13 protein-coding genes are annotated in these 16,473 nt (G+C 66.0%); 6 read left to right on the top strand and 7 right to left on the bottom strand.

Annotated features, from left to right (window positions below):
- Positions 1 to 5: 5 nt before the first annotated feature.
- Positions 6 to 1,013 (bottom strand): glycerophosphodiester phosphodiesterase, encoded by a 1,008-nt coding sequence (locus BXU08_RS11090; RefSeq protein WP_077512299.1) that lies wholly within the window; start codon positions 1,011 to 1,013, stop codon positions 6 to 8.
- A gap of 125 nt (positions 1,014 to 1,138) precedes the next feature.
- Between BXU08_RS11090 and BXU08_RS11085 the strand changes: the two genes are divergently transcribed.
- Both BXU08_RS11085 and BXU08_RS11080 read left to right on the top strand, forming a co-directional pair.
- A complete protein-coding gene (locus BXU08_RS11085) occupies positions 1,139 to 2,053 on the top strand; it encodes an XdhC family protein (RefSeq protein ID WP_077510112.1) in 915 nt (304 codons plus the stop codon).
- The gene (locus tag BXU08_RS11080; protein WP_150125508.1) at positions 2,040 to 2,633 is read left to right on the top strand and encodes an NTP transferase domain-containing protein; all 594 of its coding nucleotides are present in this window, start codon (positions 2,040 to 2,042) and stop codon (positions 2,631 to 2,633) included. The genes BXU08_RS11085 and BXU08_RS11080 overlap by 14 nt, the downstream gene beginning before the upstream one ends.
- A 32-nt stretch (positions 2,634 to 2,665) precedes the next feature.
- On the opposite strand, the gene BXU08_RS11075 is transcribed toward BXU08_RS11080, so the two are convergent.
- From BXU08_RS11075 to BXU08_RS11060, 4 genes are all read right to left on the bottom strand, one after another.
- The gene (locus BXU08_RS11075; RefSeq protein WP_077510111.1) at positions 2,666 to 3,871 is read right to left on the bottom strand and encodes an ABC transporter permease; all 1,206 of its coding nucleotides are present in this window, start codon (positions 3,869 to 3,871) and stop codon (positions 2,666 to 2,668) included.
- A 124-nt stretch (positions 3,872 to 3,995) separates the two neighbouring features.
- On the bottom strand, positions 3,996 to 4,727 hold the full coding sequence (locus BXU08_RS11070) for an ABC transporter ATP-binding protein (RefSeq protein ID WP_376787758.1): 732 nt from the start codon (positions 4,725 to 4,727) through the stop codon (positions 3,996 to 3,998).
- Positions 4,699 to 6,108, bottom strand: a complete 1,410-nt coding sequence (locus BXU08_RS11065; protein ID WP_077510110.1) for an efflux RND transporter periplasmic adaptor subunit — start codon at positions 6,106 to 6,108, stop codon at positions 4,699 to 4,701. The genes BXU08_RS11070 and BXU08_RS11065 overlap by 29 nt, the downstream gene beginning before the upstream one ends.
- Positions 6,098 to 7,588, bottom strand: a complete 1,491-nt coding sequence (locus BXU08_RS11060) for an efflux transporter outer membrane subunit (RefSeq protein WP_077510109.1) — start codon at positions 7,586 to 7,588, stop codon at positions 6,098 to 6,100. Before BXU08_RS11060 ends, BXU08_RS11065 begins: the two co-directional genes overlap by 11 nt.
- Positions 7,589 to 7,762: 174 nt before the next feature.
- Between BXU08_RS11060 and acs the strand changes: the two genes are divergently transcribed.
- On the top strand, positions 7,763 to 9,700 hold the full coding sequence (gene acs / locus BXU08_RS11055; RefSeq protein ID WP_077510108.1) for an acetate--CoA ligase: 1,938 nt from the start codon (positions 7,763 to 7,765) through the stop codon (positions 9,698 to 9,700).
- Positions 9,701 to 9,769: 69 nt separating this feature from the next.
- A complete protein-coding gene (locus BXU08_RS11050) occupies positions 9,770 to 11,812 on the top strand; it encodes a M13 family metallopeptidase (RefSeq protein WP_077510107.1) in 2,043 nt (680 codons plus the stop codon).
- A 311-nt stretch (positions 11,813 to 12,123) separates the two neighbouring features.
- Here BXU08_RS11050 and BXU08_RS11045 read toward each other — a convergent pair whose 3' ends face one another.
- Entirely contained in the window at positions 12,124 to 13,917 is a 1,794-nt protein-coding gene (locus BXU08_RS11045; protein WP_077510106.1) for a peptide MFS transporter, read from the bottom strand.
- Positions 13,918 to 14,110: 193 nt separating this feature from the next.
- Here BXU08_RS11045 and BXU08_RS11040 point away from each other — a divergent pair, with 193 nt between their 5' ends.
- Positions 14,111 to 14,707, top strand: a complete 597-nt coding sequence (locus tag BXU08_RS11040; protein ID WP_077512295.1) for a nitroreductase — start codon at positions 14,111 to 14,113, stop codon at positions 14,705 to 14,707.
- An 18-nt stretch (positions 14,708 to 14,725) separates the two neighbouring features.
- Complete coding sequence (locus BXU08_RS11035) at positions 14,726 to 15,082, top strand: GntR family transcriptional regulator (protein WP_077510105.1); 357 nt, start codon at positions 14,726 to 14,728, stop codon at positions 15,080 to 15,082.
- A gap of 163 nt (positions 15,083 to 15,245) precedes the next feature.
- Here BXU08_RS11035 and BXU08_RS11030 read toward each other — a convergent pair whose 3' ends face one another.
- Positions 15,246 to 16,454, bottom strand: coding sequence for an LL-diaminopimelate aminotransferase (locus BXU08_RS11030; protein ID WP_077510104.1), 1,209 nt, complete (start codon positions 16,452 to 16,454; stop codon positions 15,246 to 15,248).
- Positions 16,455 to 16,473: the final 19 nt, after the last annotated feature.

Genomic DNA, 16,473 nt, shown 5'->3' with positions numbered 1-16,473 from the left:
GGAACCTACCTTCGATGTGCGGGCGAAGCCGAAGCGGCGCGCGCGGATACGGCTATATATGGGTAATCGCTGAACAATCCGTCCACGCCAAGTCCGATGAAATACGCGATTTCCTCGGCGAGCCGACCATGTTCGGCGGGGCCGCCGGCCGAGCGGTAGGCAGGCAGGAGGAAGAAATTCTCGGCGCGGAAGGTCCAGGGATGGACCTTGAGGCCCGCTTCGTGTGCGTCGGCGACCAAAGTGGTGGCGGTGCCCGAGGTCGGCAGGATCATCGTGCGTTCGGGGCCGATTCCCGTGGCATACTGGGCGATTCGGGCGAGGCCTTCGGGCGTCGCCATCGTGGCATAGCTCGGCTCGGCGCCATCGGCGGGCCCGCCGCTCGCGCCCATCAGCTGGATGAGCGGGACTCGCGTCATGCCCTTGAGCTTTTTGAGGTTGGCGACTTCGAACGACTGGATGAACACCGGAGCGTCAGCGCGATCCCAGCCGGCAGCCTTTAGCGTTGCGACGAGCTTTTCCTCGAGCGGCAGGCCGATCGCGGCGAAATAGCTCGGGTGCTTGGTCTCGGGATAGATGCCGATGGTGCGGCCTGTGGCGCGCGACGCTTGCCTGGCGAGTGCGATGATCTCATCGAAGGTCGGGATTTCCGCCTGGCCGTCGAACTTCGTGTTGCCGGCGCGGAACTGCGGAAGGCGCTCCCTGGCGCGCAGCGTCTTGAGTTCGGCGAGGGTGAAATCTTCGGTGAACCAGCCGGTTACGGGAGTGCCGTCGATCGTCTTGGTCATCTTGCGTGCGGCGAATTCGGGGTGGCCGGCGACGTCGGTGGTGCCCGAGATCTCGTTCTCGTGGCGCGCGACGAGCACGCCGTCCCTGGTCGGCACCAGATCGGGTTCGATGAAGTCGGCGCCCTGATCGATCGCGAGCTGGTATGACAGCAAGGTGTGCTCGGGGCGTTCGCCGCTGGCGCCGCGATGGGCGATGACGATCGGCGGGGCGGCGGGCGAGATGGCCATGCGCCCCTCCTGCACCTGCGTACAGCCCTGCGCCAGCAGCAACGCTGCGAACGCCAACGATCTCGTCACGAAACTTTCCACGCGTTAGGCGGTAGTCAGCAGTTGTGACGGGAGCGAGGCGATGCGTGGCGGATAATGAAGGCGTGCTGGCAGCCGCGCGGGCCTGGGCCGGGGCACCGATGGCGCTGGCGACGGTGGTATCGACCTGGGGATCGGCGCCGCGGCCGCGCGGTAGCCATATGCTGGTACATGCCGACGGGCGCTTCGAGGGATCGGTTTCGGGTGGTTGCGTCGAGACCGATATCCTTGCGACGGCGGCCGAAGTGATCGCGGGGGCGCCCTCGGTAGTGAAGACCTATGGCGTCGCCGATGCGGCGGCGTGGGAAGTCGGGCTGCCCTGCGGCGGCGAGATCGCGGTGCTGGTGCAGCCCGTATCCGCGCAAGGATTCGAGCCGCAGTTATTCGAGGCGATCGGCGCGGCGCAGGCAGAGGGTACGCCGTTCGATGTCGCGACCGATCTGGCAAGCGGCCGGAGCGTGGCCGGCAACGCAGGCGACTTCGTCAACCGTTATGATCCGCCACGGCGACTGCTGATCGTCGGCGCGGTGCAGATCGCGCAGCGGCTTGCGGGGCTGGCGCGCGAGCTGGGGATCGTCACGCATGTGATCGATCCGCGCGGACGCTTCCTGACGCAAGAGCGGTTTCCCGGCATCGAGCTCGACGATCGCTGGCCCGACGAGGCAGTGGCGGCGTTGCGGCCCGATCCGGCGACCGCGGTGGTGACGCTCAGCCATGATCCCAAGATCGACGATGCGGCACTGATTGCCGCGCTGGCCCACCCGGCTGGCTATGTCGCGGCGCTGGGCTCGCGCAAGAGCCATGCGGCGCGGCTGGAGCGGCTTCGCGCGGTGGGCGTTGCGGAAATCGATCTGGGCCGTATCGAGGGGCCGGCCGGGATGCACATCGGTGCGATCGGGCCGGCCGAAATCGCGCTGTCGATCGCGGCTTCGATGGTGAGGAGTTTCCATGCTGACGCCTGAAAATACTGCGCTGGTACTGCTCGCCGCGGGACATTCGCGCCGCTTCGAGGGCGACAAGCTCAGCGAGCCGTTTCTCGACAAGCCGCTGGCCTATCATGTCGTGACGGCGCTGGAGAATGTGCCGTTCCTGACGCGCATCGCCGTGGTGTTCGGCACGGGTCTCGACTTTGCCCAGCGCGGCTATCAGGTCGAGCAGAACCCCGATCCTTCGCTGGGGCAGGCGCGCTCGCTGTGCCATGGCGTCGCGCTTGCAAAGCAGGCGGGCGCCGAGGCGGTGTTGGTGGCGCTGGCCGATATGCCGCGCGTGACCGCGGCGCATGTCTATCGGATGTTCGATGCGGCCGACGGCGCCGGCACGATCGTCGCGTCGAGCGACGGCAAGCAGCCCGGCCCGCCGGCGCTGTTCGGCAAGGGCATGTTCGAGGATCTGCTCAACCTGGAGGGTGACGAAGGCGCACGGCAGTTGATCAAGCGCGGACACCATGTCGTCACCAGCCCGGCGGAGCTGGTCGATGTCGATACGCGCGTCGATCTGGAGGAGCTGCGCCAGCTCTACGGGCTGCCGACCGACGGGAAGTAGCTGAATTCCTCCCCTGGGAGGGAGGAGGAATTCTATTCGTGACGGAGGGCGTCGATCGGGTTGAGGCTCGCCGCGCGCCGCGCCGGGAAATAGCCGAAGATCACCCCGATCATCGCCGAGATCCCGAACGCGATGACGTTGATCTGCGGCTCGAACATGAATTCGACCTTCATCAGCGGCGCCAGTCCGAACACGACGAGCTGGGCGACGAGCAGCCCGACAAGGCCGCCGAGACACGACAGCACCACTGCTTCCATCAGAAACTGCATCAGCACTTCGCTGGCGACCGCGCCGATCGCAAGGCGGATGCCGATCTCGCGCGTCCGCTCGGTCACCGAGACCAGCATGATGTTCATGATCCCGATGCCGCCGACGACCAGGCTGATCCCTGCCACCGCAGTGACGATCTGGGTCAAGAGCGTAGTGATCCCGGTGAGCGTCGCGCTGATCTGGGCAGTGTCGAAGATGTTGAAATCATCCTCTTTGCCGCCGGTGATCTGCCGCCGCTCGCGCAGCACCTGCTTGATCGATTCCTGGACCTGGGTGCCGTCATAGGCCGGGTCGATGCCGACGAGCATCAGCCGGATGTCGCGATTGCCGGTGAAGCGGCGCTGGACCTGCTTGATCGGCATGATCAGCGTGTCGTCCTGATCGCCGAAGCCGCCCTGGCCGCGCGTGCTGAGCGTGCCGATCACGTCGCACGACACGCCGTTGACGCGGATGCGCTCGCCGACCGCCTCGCCGCCGCGGAACAGGTTGGTGCGGATCGTATTGCCGATGATGCAGACGCCCTTGCCCGCCTGCTCCTCGGCGCGCGTGAAGATCCGGCCCGAGGCCAGCGGCCAGGGCTGGACCTGGAAAAAGGCATTGGTGGTGCCGTTGATCGTCGTCGACCAGTTGGCGCCCTGATAAATCACCGTCGCAGTCGACTGGGCCTGCGGCGCGACCGCAGTGACGCCGGCGACCTGGCGGGCGATCGCCTCGACATCTTCCTGCTCGAAATCAGGCGGGCGCGGCCCGCCGCCGCCGCGACCGAAGCCCTGGCCGGGGCGGACCTGAAGGATGTTGGTGCCGAGGCTGGCGACCTGCTGCTGCGCGGCCTTGGTGGTGGCGTTGCCGAGCGTGACCATCGCGACCACCGCGGCGACGCCGATGATGATGCCGAGCGTCGTCAGGAACGAGCGCAGCTTGTGCCGGAAGATCGATCGGATCGCGAGGATGAAGGTTGTGCCGAACATTATTCTAGCCTCTCCCCTTCTTTGGAGGGGGCGGGCAGTGCGGCAGGCGAAAGGTCTCGGTGAGACGGCCAGGCCCCACCCCCAACCCCTCTCCTGAACGGGAGGGGCTTGAGAAGTCTAGCGCTCACGCCGCCACCTCCCGCGCATGCTTTTCGATCCGTTCGACCAGTCCGTCCTTGAAGTGGATGATCGTGCGGGCGAAGGCGGCCATGTCGGGTTCGTGGGTGACCATCAGCACGGTGATGCCGCTGGTCTGGTTGAGGTCGGTGAGCAGCCGCATGATCTCGATCGAGCGTTCGCTGTCGAGGTTGCCGGTGGGCTCGTCGGCGAGAAGCACTGCGGGATTGGTGACGATCGCGCGGGCGATCGCGACGCGCTGCTGCTGGCCGCCCGAAAGCTCGGCGGGGGTATGGTCCCACCATTCCTTGAGCCCGACCTTGTCGAGCGCGGCCATCGCCGCCTCGCGCCGCGCCTTCTTCGCGTCGCCGCGATAGAGCAAAGGCAGCTCGACATTCTCCAGTGCCGAGGTGCGTGCCAGCAGGTTGAAGCCTTGGAACACGAAGCCGAGATACTTCCGGCGGAGCAGCGCGCGCTCGTCGCGGTCGAGGCGTTCGACATGCACGCCCTTGAAGCGGAATTCGCCGCCGCTCGGCACGTCGAGGCAGCCCAGGATGTTCATCGTCGTCGACTTGCCCGAGCCCGAGGGGCCCATCACTGCGACGAAATCGCCGGCTTCGATGTCGAGGTCGATGCCCTTCAGCGCCTGGAACGCCGTCGGGCCCTCGCCATAAACCTTGCTGACGCCGCGCAGCTCGATGATCGTCGAGTCACTGGGCGCCACGCTGGCCTCCCGCACCGCTCTGGCCGCCCGAACCCTGGCGCCGCTGGCCGCTGCCCTGGCGGCGCTCGCCGGTGCTGCCGCTGGCGAGCTGGCCGGTGATCACCTTCATGCCGGGCTTGAGTTCGCCGCCGGTGATCTCGGTGACGGTGCCGTTGGTGTCGCCGATCGTGACCTGGACCGGCTGGGGCAGGTTGTCCGCGCCGAGGATGTAGACGGTCTGGCCGGTGCCACGGCTGATCGGCGCCGATTTCTGTGCCTGGTTGCCGCGGCGTCCGCGCGGCGGGGCGAGCGCGCCGGTGATGCCACCCTGGCTGCTGCTCGCGGCGGGCGCGCCGTCGCTCGGCTTGAAGCGAAGTGCGGCGTTGGGGACGAGCAGGATGTTGGGCTTGGCCTTGGTGACGATCTCGGCGGTCGCGGTCATGCCGGGGCGCAGCTGCTGGTCGGCATTGGCGACGCTGAGCGTGGCGGCATAGGAAACGACCTGCGACGACGTGGTGGTCGTGCTGGTCGTCGTCGCCGACTGGGCCGAGAGGTTCGAGCCGAGATCGACGCGGGTGATCGTCGCCGGGAAGGTCTTGCCGGGGAAGGCATCGACAGTGAAGCTGGCAAGCTGCCCGTCCTTGACCGAGCCGACATCGGCTTCGTCGATCGCGACCTGCAGCTCCATCGCCGACAGATCTTCGGCGATCACGAACAGCGTGGGCGTGTTGAACGAGGCGGCGACGGTCTGGCCGGCGTCGATCTGGCGGGCGAGCACCACGCCGTTCACCGGCGACCGGATGACTGCCTTGTAGCGCCGGGTCTCGTTCGACGAGAGGCCCGCGCGCGCCGCGACGACGTTGGCTTGCGCGGCGGCCAGCGCGGCGTTGGCGCGCTGGACTGCTGCGCGCGCCTGCTCCATCTCGACCTTGGCGGGGACGCGCCCGCCCGACAGGCGGCTGACTTCCTCGAGCCGGCCGAGCTGCGCGCGCGATTCGGCGACGGTAGCCTGTGCTTGCAGGACCTGGGCCTGTTGCGCGTTGAGCTGGGCGCGGCCCTGGGTGATCTCGTCGTCGAGCTGCGAGACGTCGAGCACCGCGAGCGGCTGGCCCTTCACGACGCGATCGTTGACATCGACGGAAACGGTTTCGACCAGGCCCGAAAGCTCCGAACCGACCTGCACCTGGTTGGTCGGGGCGAGCTTGCCCGTTGCCGAGACGCTGACGGTGAGGTTGCCGCGCTCGATTTCCTCGGTGGAATATTCGGTGGCGGCAGTGCCCCCGAAGCAACGCGATAGCAGCAACCCGAGAAGCACCACGACCAGACCGATCACGATCCACTTCAGCCAGCGGCGCCACCATGGCCGCGCCGGCGTGCCGAGGAAGTCGTCGAGATTCTTGTTGGGATCAGTTGCCATCCGCGGTGCCGCCTGTGGTCGATAAGGGCCCTGTCGGGGCCGTGGGAGTGACGTTGCTGTCCCAGCCGCCGCCGAGCGACAGATAGAGCTGGATGAGAGCGGTCGATTGATCGGATTGCGCGTTCACCAGCCCGTTTCGCGCGGAAAGCAGCGCGGTTTCGGCCTGATTGAGCGTCGTGAAGTCTGTAAGCCCCGAACGATATTGCATCCGGGCGAGGATCGCCTGGTTGTCCGACGCCTCAAGCGCGATGCGGAACTCGGCCTCGCGCCGCTGCGCCGCTTCCAGCGCGACGATCGCATTCTCAATGTCCTCAAGTCCCGTGAGCACGGTCTGCTTGTACGACAGGAACGCGCCGTCGGCTGCCGCCTGCGCAGAACGGACCTGGCTGCGGGTGCGGCCCGCGTCGAAGATCGTCTGGGCGATGTTGGCGAACAGGCGCCCGGTGATCACGTCGAAGATCGAATCGAGCGCACTGCTGCCGCCATTGATGCTGCCGCCGATCGACAGCGACGGATAGAGCTGCGCCTCGGCAACGCCGATCCGCGCAGTGGCGGCGGCGAGGTTACGCTCGGCGACGCGAATGTCGGGGCGCTGGCGCAGCGCTTCGGCGGGAATGCCGGCGGCGACCTGCGCAGGGCCGCGCGGGATCGGCTTGACGGCCTCGAGTTCGGACTTAAGCGCGCCGGGCGCCTGGCCGGTCAGCACGCCTAAGCGCGAGACGAAGCCGTTGTAATTCGCTTCGAGGCTGGGGATCGTGGCCGCGGTCTGCGCGCGCTGGGCGCGGGCCTGTTCCTGATCGATCGTCGAGACGAGCCCGGCCTGGACGCGCCATTGGGCAATCTGGAGATTGTCTTCCTGAAGCGCGAGCGAATTGCGGGCATTGGCCAGCTGAGTCTGCGCGACGCGGGCGAGGACGTAGTTGCGCGCAGTTTCCGCCTCGATCGAGATCAGCACGGTCGCATAATCGAAGCCGGCGGACTCATAGCTGGCACGCGCCGATTCGATGCCGCGGCGCACCCCGCCGAACAAGTCGAGCTGGTAGCTGGCGTCGGCGCCGAGCGAGAAGCTGGTGCGGCCGCCCTGCGAGAAGGACGTGACGGTGCCGTCGGGCAGGGTGGTGGTGGTCGTGCCGCCGCGCAGCGAATCGGTGCGCGATGCGCCGCCCGACGCACTGACGCTGGGGAACAGTGATGCACGCTGCTGAACCAGCGATTCGCGTGCCTGGCGCAGTCGCGTGACGGCCTGGGCGATATCGAGATTGGCGGCCTGCGCGCGCTGGACCAGCGAGCCGAGCTGCGGATCGTCGAACTTGTCCCACCAGCGCGTGAGATCCTCACGCGCGCGCCGGTCGGCAGGGACCGAATAGCGGTCGGGAACGCCGAGCTCGGGGGCGGTGCGCGGGCGATAGTCCGGGCCCGCCGCACAGGCGGCGAGCGGCAATGCAAGGACGAGCGTCAAGGCGATGGAGCGTCTGACCATGCTGGCCTAGATGGTCGGTACGCCCGTTCGGTTCCACCGAAATTATGTCGCAGATTGTCGCAGCCCTAGAAAAACTACGGCTCGGAGCGGGTTCGTAACGGATTCTGCGGGTTGCGTGCGCGGCGCGGTTGGGGACAAGGGGGCACGAGCAAATATGCCGGGAGCGGATCGATAATGAGCGACAGCCTGTACCCCGTATCCGAAGACTGGGCGCGGCGCGCGCGGGTCGATGCCGCCGGATATGAGAAGCTGTACGGGCGCAGCATCGCCGATCCGGGGAGCTTCTGGCTGGAGCAGGCGAAGCGGCTCGACTGGATCAAGCGCCCGGAGATGGCGGGCGACTGGTCGTTCGACGAAGAGGATTTCCACATCCGCTGGTTTGCCGACGGCAAGCTCAACGTCGCGGCCAACTGCGTCGATCGCCACCTCGCCACCCGCGGCGACGCGATCGCGATCCTGTGGGAGCCCGACGAGCCAAGCGAAGAGCCGCGGCGCTACACCTATCGCCAGCTCCACGCGGAAGTCTGCCGCTTCGCCAATGTGCTCAAGGCGCAGGGCGTGCGGAAGGGCGACCGCGTCACGCTCTACATGCCGATGATTCCCGAGGCGGCATTCGCGCTGCTTGCCTGTGCGCGGATCGGGGCAATCCATTCGGTGGTATTCGGCGGCTTCTCGCCCGAGGCGCTGGCCGGGCGGATCACCGATTGCGATTCGAGCGTGGTGATCACCGCCGACGAAGGCCGGCGCGGCGGCAAGCGCGTGCCGTTGAAGGCCAATGTCGACGCGGCGGCGGCGCATGTGCGCTGCCTGGAGAAGGTCATCGTGGTGCAGGCCACCGGCGGCGCAGTCGAAATGCAGCCGGGCCGTGACGTCTGGTATCACGAAGCGGCGGATTCGGTGTCGGCGGACTGCCCGGCAGAGCCGATGGGCGCCGAGGATCCCCTCTTCATACTCTACACCTCGGGCTCCACCGGCAAGCCCAAGGGCGTGCTCCATTCGAGCGCGGGCTATCTGCTCTGGGCTAGCTACACGCACGAGCTGGTGTTCGATTACCGGCCGGGGCAGGTTTATTGGTGCGCGGCGGACATCGGCTGGGTCACTGGGCACAGCTATATCGTCTATGGCCCCCTTGCGAACGGCGCGACGACGCTGATGTACGAAGGCGTGCCCAACTGGCCTGACGCTTCGCGGATCTGGCAGGTGGTGGACCGTCATCAGGTCGAGATCCTCTACACCGCGCCGACTGCGCTGCGTGCGCTGATGCGCGAGGGCGATGCATTCGTCGCCAGGACCTCACGCACGTCGCTCAAGCTGCTCGGGACGGTCGGCGAGCCGATCAACCCGGAGGCGTGGCGCTGGTATCATGACGTGGTCGGCGAGGGGCGCTGCCCGATCGTCGATACCTGGTGGCAGACCGAGACCGGCGGGCAGATGATCACGCCGCTGCCCGGCGCGACCGCGCTTAAGCCGGGATCGGCGACCTTGCCGCTGCCGGGTGTCGATCCGCAGATCGTCGATACCGAAGGCAAGGTGCTGCACGGCGCGACCGAGGGAAACCTGGTGATCGCCAGGAGCTGGCCGGGGCAGATGCGCACCGTCTGGGGCGATCACGAGCGCTTCTTCCAGACCTATTTCACGACGTACGAGGGCAAGTATTTCACCGGCGACGGCTGCCGCCGCGACGAAGACGGCTACTACTGGATCACCGGCCGCGTGGACGACGTGATCAACGTCTCGGGGCACCGGATGGGCACTGCCGAAGTCGAGAGCGCGCTGGTGCTCCATCCCAAGGTCGCCGAGGCGGCGGTGGTCGGGATGCCGCACGACATCAAGGGGCAGGGCATCTACGCCTATGTCACGCTCAACGCGCATATCGTGGCGGACGACACGCTGCGAAAGGAGCTGCGCGATTGGGTGCGGACTGAGATCGGGCCGATTGCGACGCCCGACGCGCTCCAGTTCGCGCCGGGGCTGCCCAAGACGCGCTCGGGCAAGATCATGCGGCGGATTTTGCGCAAGATCGCCGAGGGGGATGTATCGTCGCTCGGCGATACCAGCACGCTCGCCGATCCCGCCGTGGTCGAGGATCTGGTCGCCAATCGGGTGGGATAATCTCGATTGTGTCGGGCCTTGGCCGGCGATATGGTAACATAACACACCAGATCCGAAGGGGCCTCTGACATGACCAAGAATCGCATCCTGCTGCTGGCAGGGGCCGGCTTGCTGACGCTCGCCGCGCCGGGCTTTACCCAGACCGCACCGACTCCGGCCGGCGCGCGCTACGGCGCGTTCGGCATCGACCTTGCCTCGCAAAAGACCGGGGTGAAGCCGGGCGACGATTTCTGGACCTTCGCCAATGGCGGCTGGGCCGAGCGTACCGAGATCGCTGCCGACCGCGCCTCCGCGGGCTTCGGCACCAAGCTTTCGATCGAGGCCGAGGCGAATGTCCGCGCGATCCTCGACGACATGGCGAAGAACCCCGCCGCCTATGGCGCGACCGGCCGTCAGGTCGGCGACTTCTATGCGAGCTGGATGGACGAGGCGGGGATCGAGGCGCGCGGGATTGCGCCGCTCAAGCCCTATCTCGGCCGGATCGCCGCAGTGAACGATCTCACGGGCCTACAGGTGCTGTTCGCCAGCACCGGCTATGCAGCGCCGATCGGCCTTGGCGTGATCCCCGACCTTGCCGATCCGACGCGCTATACCGCCGTCGCCGGGCAGGGCGATCTGGGCATGCCGCGCGATTATTACCTGCTCGACGGCGAGAAGTACGTCGCGTTCCGCACCGCGTATCGCGCCTATGTCCAGAAGATCCAGGAACTGGCCGGCATCCCCGATGCCAGCGTCAAGGCCGATGCGATCGTCGCGCTGGAAACCGCGATGGCTAAGCAGCAATGGTCGCCCGAGCAGAGCCGCGACATCGCCAAGCTCAACGATCCGCAGACGGTGGCGGGCCTGAAAGCCAAGGCGCCCGAGTTCGACTGGGCGCTGCTGCTCAAGACCGCCGGACTCGATTCATCACCGACAGTGCTGATGACCCAGAACACCGCGATCGCGGCGATGGGCAAGATCTTCGTCGCGACGCCGCTCCAGGGCTGGAAGGATTATCTGGCGTATCGCTTCGTCAGCGATCACGCGCAGTTCCTGCCAAAGGCGTTCGACGATGCGCGCTTCGACTTTTATTCGAAGACACTGAACGGCGTGCAGGTCCAGCGCGACCGCTGGAAGCGCGGCGTGCAGCTCACCAACGGCGCGCTCGGCGAAGCGGTCGGCGCGATCTATGTCGCCAAACATTATCCACCGGCGGCGGCGAAGCAGATGGGCGAGCTGATCGAGAATCTGCGGGCCGCCTATCAGGAGCGGATCACTGGATCGACCTGGATGGACGACGCCACGCGCAAGGCGGCGCTCGCCAAGCTGGCGGCGTTCGAGCCGCGCATCGGGCATCCCGAGAAATACATCGATTACGCCGCGTTCAAGGTCGAGCGCGGGGATCCGCTCGGCAATGCGATGCGCTCGGCAGAGTTCGAGCATCAGCTCGAGCTCCAGCGTTTCCCCAAGCCGGTGGATCGCTCGCTCTGGGGCATGACGCCGCAGACGGTGAACGCCTATTACAACCCGCTGGCGAACCAGATCACTTTCCCGGCCGCGATCCTGCAGCCGCCCTATTTCGATCCCAATGCCGATCCGGCGGTGAACTACGGCGCGATCGGCGCGATCATCGGCCATGAAATGGGGCATGGCTTCGACGATCAGGGCAGCATGTTCGGCCCGACCGGCAAGTTCGAGAATTGGTGGAGCGATACCGCCAAGACCGGCTTCAAGGAGCGTACCGCGGCGCTTGCCGCGCAGTATAACGGCTATGAGCCGATCCCGGGGACCAAGGTCAACGGTGCGCTGACGCTCGGCGAGAATATCGGCGATCTCGGCGGCGTCGAGGCGGCCTATGCTGCGTATCAGAAATACCAGGCCAAGCATGGCAAGGCGAAGGTGATCGGCGGGCTGACCGGCGACCAGCGCTTTTTCCTGTCCTACGCCCAGGCGTGGCAGACCAAGGTGCGCGAAGGGGCGCAGCGCCAGCAGCTGCTCACCGATCCGCACTCGCCGGCGATGTTCCGGGTCAACGGCATCGTCCGCAATGTCGATGCCTGGTACAAGGCGTTCGACGTCAAGCCGGGCGACGCGCTGTATCTGCCGCCCGCGCAGCGCGTGCATATCTGGTAAGCGCCGCATTACGCTGAACTGGATCACCCCGGCAGCAATGCCGGGGCGATTTACGTCGGAATGAAAAGCAGCGATTGCATTTTGTGCATTCGGCACCCGGACAAATCACATTTGCGATAATCCGGCTTCGACCCGAAATGCCGCCTATGCTGCATTGCAGCACAGGTATCATAAAGGGTGTCCGATGTTCTCGCTGATCTCGCTCTATCTCGCGCACCGCCGCAACGCTGCGCGCTGAGCCTTCCCGGCTCTTGAAATGAAAAAGGGGGAGCGGCGACGCTCCCCCTTTTCGTATCCGGCGCCGGCGGGGCTTATTTGACGCCGTGCATCCACTTCTTGAGCGGCCAGCTGAGCAGCAGCAGCAGGACGCCGAGCCCGATCGCCCACCAGGAGACCAGCGTGAACATATCGAGATAGGTGTTCAGGCTGACCTTGAGGTTGGTCACCTGTCCGCCGACCGTATCGACGCTGGCTGCCTGCGCGATCATTCCGGCGAAGAACTGCGCCACCGAGATCGACAGGAACCACACGCCCATCATCAGCCCGACCACGCGCGCGATCGACAGCTTGGTGATCATGCTGAGGCCCACCGGCGAGATGCATAATTCGGCGAAGCTGTGGACGAAATAGAGCCCGGCTAGCCACCAGATCCCGACCTGGAACCCCGCATCGGCGAAGCTGGCGCCCCAGACGAGCAGCAGGAAGCCGCCCGCGACGCCGATCAGCGCGATGCCGAACTTTACCGGGATCGACGGCTCGAGCCCGCGCTTGGCCAGCGAGGTCCACAGGATCGACATGAACGGGGCGAGCAGGATGATGAAGGCGGCGTTGAAGAATTGAGTCTGCGGCGCAGTGATGCTGAACAGCCCGAACACCGACAGATCGGTATTGCGGTCGGCGAACAGGGTCAGCGAAGAGCCGGCCTGCTCGAACAGGGTCCAGAACACGACGTTGAACACGATCAGCGTCATCGCCGCGAGCATCATCTGGAATTCCTGGCGGTTCCCCGCAACGAACGACCAGATCAGGATGCCGGGGACCGAGAGCAGGAAAGTGCCGAACAGGAACTTGCCCATCAGCGGCAGCGACGCGATGTAGCCGATGATCCCCGATCCGGGCGCCGGCTCGACCGAGTTCATCAGGTTGACGTAGAGGAAGTAGAAGACCGGGACGATCAGCAGCGCGCCGGCATAGATAAACCATTGCTGGCGCTCGACTTCGGGCCGGGCGGGCGGCTCCCCATAGCCGGCCAGCGAATTGCCGTTGAACTGGATCAGCGCCCAGGAAACCATCATGCCGATCGCGGCGAGGCCGAAGCCGGCCCACCAGCCGAGCACCACTGCGAGCAGCGGGCAGAGAATCTGCGAGAAGAACGATCCGATGTTGATGCCCATGTAGAAGATGGTGAAGCCGGCATCGCGCCGCCGGTCGCCGACTTCGTACAGTTCGCCGACCATCGTCGAGATATTGGGCTTGAAGAAGCCGTTGCCCGTCGAGACCATCGACAGGCCGATCAGCATCACCATCACGTAGAAGGGGCTGCGGTCTGCGTCGGATTCGAAGCTGCCCTTGGCAACCTTGCGCACCGACGCGCCGTTTTCCAGCAGATCGACCGAACCGTCGTCATTGCCCTTGATCTCTAGCTTGCGGGCGCCGTCGACGACGTAGCGGACTTCGCGCTCGGCTGATTTCTCGATCGAAACTTCGTAGCGCTGGCCGTCGATCTTGGCATGCGGCTGCGCGGTCGGGCCGCCGAAGCACAGGATGAGATAGCCGAGCGACATCACGATCGCGCCGAACTTCACTGCGCGCTTCGAACCGAGGAACTGGTCGGCGAGATAGCCGCCGATCAGCGGGGTCAGATAGACGAGCGCGGTGAACCCGCCATAGATGCCGGTCGCCTGGCGGTCGCCGAACATGAAATGCTGCGTGAGGTAGAGCGTCAGCAGCGCCCGCATGCCGTAGAAGCCGAAGCGCTCCCACATCTCGGTAGTGAACATCCGCGCGAGCTGGCGGGGGTGACCGAACCAAGTCTTCTCCGCGGCGGGATTGACGTGGCTGATATCTGGTTCTGCCGGACTGTCGGCGGTGGGGGTTTCGACCATGCGGGATTTTTGCCTTTAAACTATCGGTTTCCGGGGCTTGCCCGGCGCATGGGCGGTCAAACTAGAGCGAAAGGCGCGGGTGTAAAGCAGCACGTATTTTGTTGCGTCCGCGTGCGCATGGCGGGCGCAATATCGATCGCCCCGCGACAGGAGCGATATTGGCGGCCGCGCCCGGCCACCCTAGATGGCGGGCATGTTCAACGACACTTCTTCGCCGCTCGCCCTTCTCCGCACCCGCCGATCGGGCAAGCCGCGCGATATGGTCGCGCCGGGGCCGAGCCCCGAGCAACTGCGCGAGATGGTGGCGACCGCGGCGCGAACCCCCGATCACGGCAAGCTGGCGCCCTGGCGGTTCGTGATCGTGCCCGACGAAGCGCGGCCGGCGCTGGCGCTCCGACTCGTCGAGATCCAGCGCGCCGAAAAGACCGATTGCACCGCGCGAGACGATGAGGCCGCGGCGCAGTTCGTCATGCAGGCTCCGACTTTGGTGGTAGTGCTCTCGGCGCCGGTGATCCCGCACAAGATCGCGCTGTGGGAACAGGAACTCTCGGCGGGGGCGGCGTGCATGAATCTGCTCCACGCGGCGCATGCGCATGGGTTAGTCGGCAGCTGGCTGACCGGCTGGGCGGCCTATTCGGAGGCGGTACGCGACCTGTTCGGCAAGGCGCCGCAGCGGATCGCGGGGTTCATATTCATCGGTACGCCGGGACGCGATCTGGAGGAGCGGCCGCGAGGCCAACTGTCCGAAATCGTACACGAATGGAATCCGGGGTATGGACCGGATCGCTAATTGGTGTATTAAGTCAGCATGACAGCGCTCGAGCACGACGACTCACCCGTTTATCTCAAGCTTCGCGCCACCATCGCCGCGGCGATCCTGCGCGGCGAATATCGCGCGGGGGACCAGCTCCCCTCTGTACGTGCGCTGGCCGCCGAGCATGGCGCCAATCCGCTGACCGTCGCCAAGGCCTATCAGAGCTTCCAGGACGATGATTACGTCGAGGTCCGCCGCGGCGTCGGGATGTTCGTGCTGCCGGGCGCGGTCGAGCGGCTGCGCGTCGCCGAGCGCGAGCGCTTCCTGAAGGGGCATTGGCCGCGGGTGCGCGATCACATCGCGCTGCTCGGGCTCGACGTGAACGAATTGCTCGGCCGCGAACTGGCTTAGAGTCCGGCTCGGAAGCCCGGGCCGGTCGAGGCCATGGCTGTCGCAGCAGGACTGCGCAGTTTGCGAAGCCAGGGGTCACACCAGGGCCGCACTGTCGCGCATGTTCCAGCCGCGGCGTGACATGGTGGACCCCGGCACAAGGCCGGGGTGAGGGTGGGAGTGTTTAGCCTGCCTTTGCGCTTGGTGTATTGACGCCCATCGACTGCAGATACTTCCGCACGTTGCGCGCCGCCTGACGCAGGCGCTGCTCGTTCTCGACCATCGCGATGCGGACGAAGCCCTCGCCATTCTCGCCATAGCCGACGCCGGGCGCGACTGCGACCTTGGCGTGGCTGAGTAATTGCTTCGAGAATTCGAGGCTGCCGAGATGGGCGAGCGCCGGCGGCAGCGGCGCCCAGGCGAACATCGATGCTGCGGGTGAGGGAATGTCCCAGCCGGCGCGGCCGAAACTTTCGACCAGCACGTCGCGGCGCTTGTGATAGAGCTGGCGGTTCTTCTCGACGATGTCCTGCGGGCCGTTGAGCGCGGCGCACGCGGCGGCCTGGACGGGCGTGAACGCGCCATAGTCGAGGTACGACTTCACCCGCGTCATCGCGGCGATCAGATGCTTGTTGCCGACCGCGAAGCCGATCCGCCAGCCGGCCATCGAATAGGTCTTGCTGAGCGAAGTGAACTCGATCGCGACGTCCTTGGCGCCCTTGACCTGGAGGATCGAGACAGTCGGCTTCCCGTCATAATAGAGCTCGGAATAAGCGAGGTCGGAGATGATCCAGACCTGGTTCTCCTTCGCCCACGCGACCAGCCGCTCGTAGAATGCGAGATCGACGGTCTCGGCGGTCGGGTTCGATGGGTAATTGACGACTAGGATCGACGGGCGCGGCACGGTAAAGTTCATCGCGCGCTCGAGACTCTCGAAATAATGCTCGTCGGGCGTGGTCGGCACGGCGCGGATCGTGGCCCCGGCGATTATGAAGCCGAAGGTGTGAATCGGGTAGGACGGGTTCGGCGCGAGGACCACGTCGCCGGGCGCGGTGATCGCGGTGGCGAGGCTCGCAAGCCCTTCCTTCGAGCCCATCGTCACGACGACTTCGGTCTCGGGATCGACTTCGACGCCGAAGCGGCGGCCGTAATAGTTCGCCTGGGCGCGCCGCAGGCCGGGGATGCCCTTGGACTGCGAATAGCCGTGCGCGTCGGGCTTCGACGCCACTTCGCACAACTTTTCGATGACGTGCGCCGGCGGCGGCAGATCGGGATTGCCCATGCCGAGATCGATGATGTCCTCGCCCGCCGCCCGCGCCGCTGCCCGCATGCCGTTTACCTCGGCGATGACGTAAGGCGGCAGCCGCTTCATGCGGTAGAACTCTTCGGACATTTCCACTTCTCTCTCGAAT

This window comes from Sphingomonas sp. LM7 (assembly GCF_002002925.1).
GTDB lineage: Bacteria > Pseudomonadota > Alphaproteobacteria > Sphingomonadales > Sphingomonadaceae > Sphingomonas.
Note: the sequence above shows the minus strand (reverse complement) of the source record. Positions and strands in the feature narration are given on the sequence as shown.

Excerpts from the sequence above, each read along its gene's own strand:
- acs (WP_077510108.1), top strand. The coding sequence starts at position 7,763 with ATGAGCGACAGCCTGTACCCCGTATCCGAAGACTGGGCGCGGCGCGCG.
- BXU08_RS11090 (WP_077512299.1), bottom strand. The coding sequence starts at position 1,013 with ATGGCCATCTCGCCCGCCGCCCCGCCGATCGTCATCGCCCATCGCGGC.
- BXU08_RS11050 (WP_077510107.1), top strand. The coding sequence starts at position 9,770 with ATGACCAAGAATCGCATCCTGCTGCTGGCAGGGGCCGGCTTGCTGACG.
- BXU08_RS11060 (WP_077510109.1), bottom strand. The coding sequence starts at position 7,588 with ATGGTCAGACGCTCCATCGCCTTGACGCTCGTCCTTGCATTGCCGCTC.
- BXU08_RS11030 (WP_077510104.1), bottom strand. The coding sequence starts at position 16,454 with ATGTCCGAAGAGTTCTACCGCATGAAGCGGCTGCCGCCTTACGTCATC.
- BXU08_RS11040 (WP_077512295.1), top strand. The coding sequence starts at position 14,111 with ATGTTCAACGACACTTCTTCGCCGCTCGCCCTTCTCCGCACCCGCCGA.
- BXU08_RS11045 (WP_077510106.1), bottom strand. The coding sequence starts at position 13,917 with ATGGTCGAAACCCCCACCGCCGACAGTCCGGCAGAACCAGATATCAGC.
- BXU08_RS11080 (WP_150125508.1), top strand. The coding sequence starts at position 2,040 with ATGCTGACGCCTGAAAATACTGCGCTGGTACTGCTCGCCGCGGGACAT.
- BXU08_RS11075 (WP_077510111.1), bottom strand. The coding sequence starts at position 3,871 with ATGTTCGGCACAACCTTCATCCTCGCGATCCGATCGATCTTCCGGCAC.
- BXU08_RS11035 (WP_077510105.1), top strand. The coding sequence starts at position 14,726 with ATGACAGCGCTCGAGCACGACGACTCACCCGTTTATCTCAAGCTTCGC.
- BXU08_RS11065 (WP_077510110.1), bottom strand. The coding sequence starts at position 6,108 with ATGGCAACTGATCCCAACAAGAATCTCGACGACTTCCTCGGCACGCCG.